The 9,388-nt window shown below is 71.9% G+C and carries 9 protein-coding genes; 7 read left to right on the top strand and 2 right to left on the bottom strand.

Annotated elements, in window-relative coordinates:
- The 4 genes from VGW35_19095 to VGW35_19080 all read left to right on the top strand — a co-directional run.
- Window positions 1-683: VOC family protein (locus VGW35_19095; GenBank protein HEV8309774.1), on the top strand; the 683-nt coding region annotated here is incomplete at its 5' end.
- Window positions 684-692: 9 nt separating this feature from the next.
- The gene (locus tag VGW35_19090; protein HEV8309773.1) at window positions 693-1,478 is read left to right on the top strand and encodes an SDR family oxidoreductase; all 786 of its coding nucleotides are present in this window, start codon (window positions 693-695) and stop codon (window positions 1,476-1,478) included.
- A gap of 24 nt (window positions 1,479-1,502) precedes the next feature.
- The gene (locus VGW35_19085; protein ID HEV8309772.1) at window positions 1,503-2,753 is read left to right on the top strand and encodes an MFS transporter; all 1,251 of its coding nucleotides are present in this window, start codon (window positions 1,503-1,505) and stop codon (window positions 2,751-2,753) included.
- Window positions 2,754-2,820: 67 nt separating this feature from the next.
- Window positions 2,821-3,684, top strand: a complete 864-nt coding sequence (locus VGW35_19080) for a hypothetical protein (GenBank protein ID HEV8309771.1) — start codon at window positions 2,821-2,823, stop codon at window positions 3,682-3,684.
- Between the two features lie 191 nt (window positions 3,685-3,875).
- Here the strand turns inward: VGW35_19080 and VGW35_19075 are convergent, their stop codons facing one another.
- Window positions 3,876-4,997 carry a M48 family metalloprotease gene (locus VGW35_19075; GenBank protein HEV8309770.1) on the bottom strand — a complete coding sequence of 374 codons (1,122 nt, stop codon included), beginning with the start codon at window positions 4,995-4,997 and terminating at the stop codon, window positions 3,876-3,878.
- A gap of 169 nt (window positions 4,998-5,166) precedes the next feature.
- Between VGW35_19075 and VGW35_19070 the strand changes: the two genes are divergently transcribed.
- The 3 genes from VGW35_19070 to VGW35_19060 are packed head-to-tail and all read left to right on the top strand — an operon-like array spanning window position 5,167 to window position 8,272.
- Window positions 5,167-6,081, top strand: a complete 915-nt coding sequence (locus VGW35_19070) for a MoxR family ATPase (GenBank protein ID HEV8309769.1) — start codon at window positions 5,167-5,169, stop codon at window positions 6,079-6,081.
- 47 nt (window positions 6,082-6,128) lie between these two features.
- Window positions 6,129-6,815: a Crp/Fnr family transcriptional regulator gene (locus VGW35_19065; GenBank protein HEV8309768.1), complete on the top strand. Its 687-nt coding sequence runs from the start codon at window positions 6,129-6,131 to the stop codon at window positions 6,813-6,815.
- A gap of 38 nt (window positions 6,816-6,853) precedes the next feature.
- A complete protein-coding gene (locus VGW35_19060) occupies window positions 6,854-8,272 on the top strand; it encodes a VWA domain-containing protein (GenBank protein ID HEV8309767.1) in 1,419 nt (472 codons plus the stop codon).
- 122 nt (window positions 8,273-8,394) lie between these two features.
- Here VGW35_19060 and VGW35_19055 read toward each other — a convergent pair whose 3' ends face one another.
- Window positions 8,395-9,105, bottom strand: coding sequence for a carbonic anhydrase (locus tag VGW35_19055; GenBank protein HEV8309766.1), 711 nt, complete (start codon window positions 9,103-9,105; stop codon window positions 8,395-8,397).
- Window positions 9,106-9,388: the final 283 nt, after the last annotated feature.

Below are 9,388 nucleotides of genomic sequence, written 5' to 3'. Positions count from 1 at the left end.
TCGGGCTTCCGCTCATCCGCGAGGCGGAGGTGAAGGACCAGGGCGTGCGCGCCGCGCTGCTCGCCTGTGGAGCGTGCGAGATCGAGCTGATCGAGCCGACCGTGCCGGACACGGGCGTCGCGCGGTTTCTGGCCCAGCGCGGCGAAGGGCTCCATCACCTCTGCCTGGAATCGGACAACGTCGGGCGGGACGTGCAGCGCTTCGTGGGGACCGGCGTGGAGATGATCGACGCCAAGCCGCGCAAGGGGCTCGCCGGCATGATCGCCTTCGTGCATCCGAGGTCGTGTGCCGGCATCCTCGTCGAGCTGGCGACCCCGGGCGAGACCCCGCCCTCGACGGGGGGATTGCTCACGATGACGGTGGTCCACCTGATCGTCGAGGACGTCCAGCGCACCACCCACCTGTATCGCGATCTCTTCGGTCTGCCGATCCGGATCTCGCACCCGGACTGGTCCATCGCGCAGCTCGCCGTCGGGGGCGTGGCGCTTCAGCTGTCGTCCACCACGGCGACCTCCGGGAAGCCGGGGATCTCCATCCTGCGCCTCATGACGCGGGACATCCCGGACATCGCGGCCCGCCTGGCGGCGCGCGGGCTCTCCTTCCGGCAGGACGCGGTGGGACTCGTGCTGGGGCCAGCCGCCACTCACGGGGTGCCGATGATCATTCACCAACCCATCGGATAGGAGACCGCCGTGAGGCTCAAGGGGCAAGTGGCGCTCGTCACGGGTGGAGGAACCGGGATCGGCCGCGGCATCTCGCTGGCCTTCGCCCGAGAGGGCGGCCAGGTCGCCGTGAACTACTCGAAGTCCCGCGACAAGGCCGAGGACACCGCCCGCCGGATCAAGGCCGCCGGCGGTCACGCCGTCGCTCTCCAGGGCGATGTGTCGAAGGAGGCGGACGCCCGCCGGCTCGTGGAAGCCGTGGCGAAGGAGTGGGGCCGGCTGGACATCCTCGTCAACAACGCGGGCTGGACCCGGCCGACGCCGCACACGGATCTGGAGGCCCTCACCGACGAGGTCTGGCAGAAGACCCTCGGGGTGAACCTCCTCGGCGCCTGGTACTGCATCAAGCACGCGATCCCCTACATGCAACGACAGGGACGAGGCGTCATCATCAACGTGACCTCGGTGGCCGCCTTCCACGGGATGGGCTCCTCGATGGCGTACTGCGCCTCCAAGGCGGGGCTCACCTCGCTGTCCCGATCGCTGGCCCGCGCCTTCGGTCCGACCATTCGGGTCAACAACCTGGCCCCGGGCCTGGTCGACACCGGCTTCGTCGACTGGCCGCCCGAGGTCTACGAGGAAGGGCGCCGGGCCGTCTCGACCCCGGACATCCCCCAGGTGGAGGACCTGGCCGAAGCGGCCGTGTTCCTGGCGGCCGAGGCCCGGGCCACGACCGGGTCGACCCTCTTCGTGGATGGCGGAGTCATCCCTCTCGGGCCCCGGGCCTCCCGACCTTCGGCTCCGGGCCAGAAGTAGCCCCGGACCGGTCTCTCCCCTTCGATGGCGCGGGCGCCCGAGCGCGCGGACGCGATCTGGCTGGCCGGAATCTGTCTCTCGCGCTTCCTCATGGCCTTGGTCTTCACGAGCTACGCCGCGGTCCTCCCGGTGCTTCAGAAGGAGTGGGACATGTCGGCGGCCGCCGCCGGGTCGGTCGCCTCCGCCTTCCAGATCGGCTACGCGATCTCGCTCGTCACCTGGAACCTGCTCGCGGACCGCATCGGGGCGCGCCCGGTCTTTCTGTGGTCGAGCCTGGCCGGAGCGCCAGCGGCGATGGCCTTCGCCCTCTTCGCCGACGGGCCGCTCTCCGCCGCTCTTCTCTATGGCCTCACCGCCCTGCTGATCGGTGGCAACTACACGCCCGGGCTCATCCTGCTCGCCGACCGCTTTCCGCCGGCCACCCGCGGGCGGGCCACGGGCTTCTTCCTGGCCGCCACCTCGATCGGCTATGCCGGCTCCCTGCTGCTCACCGGGCTCGTGCTGGCCCACAGCGGCTGGCGGTGGGCCCTGATCGCAGCCTCGCTCGGCCCGGTGGCGGCGGCGGTGATCGCCGCCTGGAGCGTTCGGGGGATGCCGACCCGGATTCACCCTCGGGCGGCGGGGCAGGGGTTCGCGTCGGAGGTCCTGCGGAACCCGGGGGCGCTCCTTCTCATCGCGGCCTACACGTTCCACTCGTGGGAGCTGCTCGGGATGTGGGCCTGGACCCCGGCGTTCCTGTCGGCGGCGCTCATGCGGGAGGGCCTCGACCTCGGGCGGGCGACCGGTGGCGGCGCCCGGGTCACGGCGCTCTTCCACCTGACCGGGTTCATCGCCTCGCTCACCGCCGGCTATCTCTCCGACCGCTTCGGACGGACGACGGTGATCATCGCCATGCTCTCTGTCAGCACGACGTGCTCCCTCATGTTCGGCTGGCTCACCGCGGCGCCATTCTGGGTGCTGCTGCTGGTGGGGCTCGTCTACGGCTTCAGCGCCGTCGGCGATTCCCCGGTCCTCTCGGTCGGCCTCACCGAAGCGGTGGCTCCCCACGTCCTGGGCTCGGCCCTGGCCCTTCGCTCGCTGGTCGGCTTCGCGGCGGGCGCCGCCGCCCAGTCCGCGTTCGGGGTGGTCCTGGACGTGACCAACACCGGCCGGCCGTACACGGACTGGGGCTGGGCCTATGGTCTCCTCGGCCTCGGCGGGGCGGCCGGCCTCGCGTCGACGGTGTGGCTCCGGATGCGGCCCGAAAGTCGCCGTCTGGCGCGGGGCCTGCGCTGAGCGGGCGCCGGCGTGATCCGCGTGGAGGGCGGTATACTGGGAAAAACTGCCGGAGGTGCCGGCGGCGATGTTCGTCAAGCTGATCGGTGCCCTCACCCTTGCCGTCGTGGTGGCGCTCGGCGGCGGCGGGGCGCGGGCCGAGGAAACGGGGCGCCCGGGGGTGCCAAAGCAATCCGGAGCCGCCGACGAGCGCGGGCGCCGGCTGGTCGAAGGGAAGCTCGCCGCGCTCACGGGAGGAGCGGGCCGCGAGATCGCGGCGGATCGCAAGCTCGTCCCCGTTCGCAGCACGGCCCTGTCGCGCGCGTTCCCGGGCCACCTCTTCTATGTCCTTCGCTTCCAGCAGTATCCGGTGGGGCTGGTCCCCCCCGAGCCCCTGCGGGCGAACAATCTCTTCGTCGTGCGGCCGGACGAGGCGGTCGAACACCTGACCGATGGTCAGGCGCTGGAGGCGTTCTTCCGGGCGGCACTCTCGCCGGTCAAGACGACGTCCCAGGCGCGGGAGGCGGCCCGGGCCTGGCTGCGTCTGTCCGAGGAGCTCCACCAGGACGGCTTCCTCGCATTCGCCGCGGCTGACAAGGCCCCGGCGGTCACGACGGCCGTGGGCGGCGGCTACGCGGTGACGGCGCGCGCGCGGGTCAGGCCCGAAGCCGGCAATCGGGGCGAGATCCGGGCCACGCTGACCTTCGGCGCGGACGGCAAGCTTCAGAGCGTCGCCGAGACGGACGATCTCAAGCAGGGCATCCGCCCCATCTGCCAGGCGACCAAGCTCCTCGATCCCGACCCGGTGGTCCGGGGCATGGCCGAGCAGTCGCTCCTGGTCCTGGGGCGGGCGGCCAAAGAGTACCTGGACGCTCAGCGGGCGGCCGCGAGTCCGGAGCTGCGGGGCGCGATCGACCGGATCTGGGCGCGCATCGTCGCCGAAGGCCGCTAGGTCGATTTCGGGGGGGTCTCGGAAGACCCCCCCGATGCCCCCCCTAACGGCGCGCCGCAAGACGTCGCGGGGCTGGGGCCCCGCCGTCCGAGGCGCGCGCACCCAAAGTGGCGGCGGCGAAGCCGCCGCTCGGAGCACTCCTCGATGCACCACGCGCTCGATGGTCGGCGCCGGGCTGCTCCGACACACGGCTAGGCCGCCCCCGCCAGGCGCTCGGCGGCCGCCCGCGCGCGGGCGATGCGCTGCTCGAGCGATGGATGCGTCGCGAAGAGCAGCTCTTTCAGCCGATTCGGCCGCCGCTCGGCGAGGTTCAGCCGGCCGAGCCGCTCCATGGCGGCCACGAAGGCGCCGGGGGCCCGCGTCACGTCGAGGGCGGCGGCGTCGGCCTCGCGCTCCAACCGGCGCGACCAGGCGGCCGCGACCGGCGTCGCCAGGAGGCCGAGCGCCGTGAGGATGAGTCCCAGCAGCGGCAGGCCGGCCGGGTCGGCCATGCCGGTGAGCCCGAGGGGGGCCCCGGCCAGGGCGAGCGCCGCGTGAGCGGCGGCGAACACCACGAGGAGCAGGACGCCCTGGAGGGACAGCGCCTGGTGGAGGTGCCCGCGCGCGTGGTGGGCGAGCTCGTGCGCGAGGACGACCTCGATCTCCTCGGGCGGAAAGCTCGAGAGCAGCGTGTCGCTGACCAGGATCCGGCGGGTCCGGCCGAGCCCCACCACCGCCGCGTTGGCGGTGCGTCCCTTGCGTGAGAAGTCGGCCACCGCGACCTCGGCCGCGAGCACGCCCGCCCGGGCGGCCAGGGCGAGCAGGCGCTCGCGCAGCTCCGGGTCCTGAAGCGGCGTGAGGCGGTAGAACAGCGGCACGATCCAGACCGGGACCGCCGCCGTGAGCACGACGCTGGCGGCGGCCAGCCCGGCCGCGCTCCACAGCCACCACCAGTCGGGGCTCCAGGCGAGCAGGCTATAGATGAGCTCGACGGCGCCGAGCCCGAGCGCGCCGCCCAGGACGAGCGCCTTGGCCTTGTCGGCGAGCCATCCCCCGAGGGACTGGTCGAGCAGGCCGGCCCGGCGGGGGAGGATGTACCCCCGGAGCAGGTCGAGCGGGGCCGCCAGCACCAGGCTGGAGGCGCCGAGCGCCAGGAACAGCAGCGCGACGACGGCGGGAGGGGGGAGTCGAGCGGCGAGCGTCCGCGCCAAGCCGGCGGCCGCCCCGCTCCACAGCCAGGCGACGAGAAGCGCGACGGTCAGGCCGAAGTCGGCGACCGTGAGGACGAACTGCCGGCGGTGGTAGCGGCGCGCGTCCGCGTCCGGGTCGGTCACGCTGCCCAGCGTACCCCGCCCTCCCACCTGGGACAAGGGATGGCGCGCCGCGGCGGCTGGCACGGGCCAGCCGGAACTGGCGCGCGGAGCGGCGCCGCGGTATCATCCATGGGCGTGCGTGGGCCTGGAGATGCCGGGGCACGACTCGCAGGTTCCCGAGGAGACACGCATGTTCGCGTCCGTCGAGCAGGTCCAGGAGCGCTTCCAGGCGAGCCAGTACATCGCCAACCGGCGGATCGCCACCGTCGTCTATCTGGCGGCTCGCATGAGCCGCCCGATCCTGGTGGAAGGCCCGGCCGGCGTGGGGAAGACTGAGCTGGCCAAGGTCCTCGCCGAGGCGGTCGGCCGCCCGCTGATCCGGCTCCAGTGCTACGAGGGGCTGGACGAGGCGAAGGCGCTGTACGAGTGGAAGTACGCCAAGCAGCTTCTCTACACCCAGATCCTGCGCGAGCGGATCGGCGAGCTGATCCAGGACGCGCCGTCGCTGGCCGACGCCGTCGACCGCGTGGCGCGGCAAGAGGACGCCTTCTTCTCCTACCGGTTCCTCTCGCCCCGTCCGCTCCTGGGCGCAATCATGGCCGAGGAGCCCTCCGTGCTGCTGGTGGACGAGATCGACAAGGCCGAAGTCGAGTTCGAGGCCTTCCTGCTCGAGGTGCTGTCCGACTGGCAGGTCTCGGTGCCGGAGCTGGGAACGATCAAGGCCCGCCACCTGCCGCTGGTCGTCCTGACGTCGAACAACGCCCGTGAGCTGACGGACGGGCTCAAGCGCCGCTGCCTCCACCTGTTCATCGACTTTCCGACGGCGGCCGAAGAGCTGGCCATCATCCGCCTCAAGGTGCCAGAGGTCTCCGAGCGGCTCGCCAGGGAAGTCGTGACCGCGGTGCAGCGGATCCGGGCCATGGAGCTCCGCAAAGCCCCGTCGATCTCGGAGAGCCTCGACTGGGTCCGGTCGCTGGTGATCCTCAACGCCGACCGGCTCGACCCCGGCCTGGTCGAATCGACCCTCACGCTGCTGGTGAAGTACGAGCGGGACCTCGAGCGGGTGAAGGCGAGCCTCGACAAGGTCCTCGCGGACCCCGGCTAGCTGCCAGCGAGTCGGGGCCGCCCGAGGAGCCGCGAGGGAGGGAAGAGATGTCGGAGACCGTCGTCTCCGCGATGCTCAAGCGGACGGCCCTCTTCGGCGACCTGTCGCTCGGCGAGCGTTTGGCCCTGGCCAGCGTGCTCCGCCGGGGCGACGTGCCGAAGGACGCCTACGTCTTCCACGCGGGCGATCCGGGACGCTCCTTCTTCCTGGTCGGGGCCGGACGGATCAAGATCTCCCTGTCTCGGCAGGGGCGCGAGGTCGTCCTGGCCGAGCTGGGCCCCGGCGATTACTTCGGGGAACTGAGCCTGATCGACGGGCGGCCCCGCTCGGCCGACGCCATCGCCGCGACGCGGTCGGAGCTCCTGGAGCTGCCGCAGGAGGCGTTCTTCCGCCTCCTGGAGACGAACACCACCATCGCGCGCAAGCTGCTCATCGAGGTCTCCAGTCGGCTGCGCGAGGCCGACAAGCAGATCGCGACGCTCGCCACCGTGGACGCGGCCGGCCGGATCGTGCGGGCGATTCTCCAGCTCGGCGCCCGCCAGGGCCGGCGCGAGGGGCCGCACCTCATCTTCCCGAAGGCGCCCCGCCAGCGGGACATCGCGGCGCTCGCCGGGACCACCCGGGCCACGACCTCACGCCTCATCCGGCAGCTCGCCCAGCAGGGCTTTCTCAGCTTCGCGGGCCAGTCCCTGATCGTGCACGAGCGCCAGGTGCTGCCCGAGGACAATCTCTGAGCCCGAGGGGGGAGGCCGCGGGACTCCCCGGCTCATAGATGGACGATCGGATCCTGGAGTTCGTCGGGGACCTCCGGCGCGCGGAGATCCGCGTGTCGACCATGGAGGCGCTCGACGCGCTCCAGGCGGCGGCCGAGGTGGGGCTGGCCGACCGCGACGGCTTCCGGGCGGCCCTGGCCGCCACCCTCGTCAAGGAGGCCCGCGACCTCCCGGCGTTCAATCGCCTCTTCGATCTCTACTTCTTCGACCTCAAGGCCCTCGGTGCCGAGACCGCCAAGGCCCTGGGCCGCAAGGACCCCTGGGCTCAGGGACTCCTCGAGCGGCTGCTCGGCGAGGGCTCGCCCGAGCTGGATCCCTTGACGGAGCTCCTGCTGCTCGCCGAGGCCTCCGAACTCGAGCTGGCCATTCGCCGGGGCGGCCGGGGGGTCGGGCTCGAGCGGCTCTTCTACTTCCTGCAGGTGGGCTACTTCTCGCGCCGGATCTGGGAGCAGTTCCCGTGGGAGGCCATCGAGGGCGACCTGGAAGCCCTGATCGCGGCAGCCGAGGCGCAGGGCATGGATCCCGGGGCCCTCGCCCGCCTGCGGACCTACATGGAGCTTCGGCTGGAGGCCTTCCGGCGGCTGATCCGCCAGCACGTCGAGCGCGAGCTCCACCGCCGGGGCTACCGGCACGAGGAGCGCTTGCGGCGCGAGCTCCTGGCCGACAAGCCGCTCTTCACCCTGTCGGCCGACGAGGTGGCCCAGATGAAGGCCGTGGTCGCCCGGCTGGCCCGCAAGATCAAGGATGCGCTGGCGCTCCGGCAGCGCCGCGAGCAGCGGGGGAAGCTCGACCCCAAGCGCACCGTGCGGGCGAGCCTCCAGTATGACGGGGTACCCCTCGAGCTCAAGTGGCGCCGCCGCCATCGGGAGAAGCCCCGGCTCGTCACGCTGTGCGACGTCTCCGACTCCGTCCGCAACGCCTCTCGCTTCATGCTGCAGCTCGTCTGGAACCTCCAGGACTGCTTCTCCAAGGTCCAGAGCTTCGCCTTCGTCTCCGAGATCGCCGAGGTGTCCGAGGCCTTCCGATCCCTTCCCGTCGAGCGGGCGGTGGAGTACGCCCTCGGCGGCGCGCGGGTGGACTACCACAGCCGCTCCGACTTCGGCTACGCGTTCGCCCGCTTCTGCCGGGAATCGGTGGAGCGGCTCGATCGGAAGACCACGCTGCTGATCCTGGGGGATGCCCGCAACAACTACAACGACCCCCAGGCCTGGACGCTCCGGCTCATGCGCGAGCGCGTGAAAGGGATCATCTGGCTCAACCCGGAGGGCCAGTGGGGCTGGGGCGTCGGGGACTCGGTGATGCCGCTCTACGCGCCTCACTGCGACGTGGTGCGGGAGTGCCGGACGCTGGCCCAGCTCGCCGAGGTCGTGGACGGTCTCGTGCAGGGCTGGTGGCGCCGCCGGGGCGCGATCCGATAGTTTCTCGGAGGGGGCCTCGGCGGCCCCCTCCGAGACCTCCTCCAGGACCGTTGCGGCGGCTAAGCCGCCGCTCGGAGGGACCGGCAACCGTCAGGGCGTCGGTGATTCCCTGCGCGTGGGAATCAGGGCTCGAGGAGCGTGACCGCGCCGCTCGCGACGTCGTAGTAGGCGCCGACGACCCGGCACTTCTTCTCCCCGATCAGGCCCGCGATCACGGGCGAGGCCCGCCGGAGGAGCCCGACCTGGTACTTGACGTTGGCCTTGCTGGCCGCCTCCGGGTCCGTGCCGGCCTGGTCGACGGCGGGCCGGATGAACGAGTAGAGGCCGCTGATCTGTCCGGGGACGGCCCGGGCCGCGATCGTCGCCGTCACGGCCCCACAGGCCGAGTGGCCGAGCACCATGAGCACCCGGGCACCCAGGACGATCGTGCCGTACTCCAGGCTGGCGATCATTTCCGGGGAGGCCACGTTCCCGGCCACGCGGGCCACGAACAGGTCTCCGATGGTCTGGTCGAAGACGATCTCGACGGGCACGCGGGAATCGGCGCACGAGAGGATGGCCGCAAAGGGCGTTTGCCTGAGGGCCGTCTTCTGCCGCAGCATCTCCTTGTCCCGTTCGAACGAGGTCATGGTGCCGGTCACGAACCGCTGGTTGCCGTCCATCAGCGCCTTGAGCGCCTCATCCGGGGTCGGCAAGGCTTGCGCCCACGCCCGGGCGGAGGGGTGGAGGGGGAGCGACAGCCCCGTGCCGAGCCCGGCGACGCCGGCGGCGACGGCCCCCGTCAGGAAACGGCGACGGGAGAGACGTGAGGACAGTGCGGGTTGCATCGCCATGGCGGCCCTCCTGTATGGGTGCGTGCGTACCTGTGTCGAGCCGACCGGTGCCGTTACCGGGGAAAGACTATACCGCGTCGGGCGGCCGAGCGCGAACAGAGTTCGGGCGCAGAGGGCGAGCTGGCCCCCGGCGTCGGCTCAATCCCACAGGCGAGTCGAGAAGTAGCGCTCCCCGATGTCGTTGAACACCGTCACGAAGCGGCCCCGCCGCTCGCGACGAGCGACGCGCTCCACGCCCACCATGTAGGCGCCCGAGGACTGCCCGACGAAGAAGCCGGCCCGC

The sequence above is a fragment of the Candidatus Methylomirabilota bacterium genome (genome assembly GCA_036005065.1).
Lineage (GTDB): Bacteria > Methylomirabilota > Methylomirabilia > Rokubacteriales > DASRDR01 > DASYQW01.
The sequence above is the reverse complement of the archived record's forward strand: the minus strand, read 5'-3'. Positions and strand labels throughout refer to the sequence as shown.

Coding starts and splice junctions, on each gene's coding strand:
- VGW35_19085 (HEV8309772.1), top strand. CDS start 1,503: ATGGCGCGGGCGCCCGAGCGCGCGGACGCGATCTGGCTGGCCGGAATC.
- VGW35_19080 (HEV8309771.1), top strand. CDS start 2,821: ATGTTCGTCAAGCTGATCGGTGCCCTCACCCTTGCCGTCGTGGTGGCG.
- VGW35_19070 (HEV8309769.1), top strand. CDS start 5,167: ATGTTCGCGTCCGTCGAGCAGGTCCAGGAGCGCTTCCAGGCGAGCCAG.
- VGW35_19065 (HEV8309768.1), top strand. CDS start 6,129: ATGTCGGAGACCGTCGTCTCCGCGATGCTCAAGCGGACGGCCCTCTTC.
- VGW35_19060 (HEV8309767.1), top strand. CDS start 6,854: ATGGACGATCGGATCCTGGAGTTCGTCGGGGACCTCCGGCGCGCGGAG.
- VGW35_19055 (HEV8309766.1), bottom strand. CDS start 9,105: ATGGCGATGCAACCCGCACTGTCCTCACGTCTCTCCCGTCGCCGTTTC.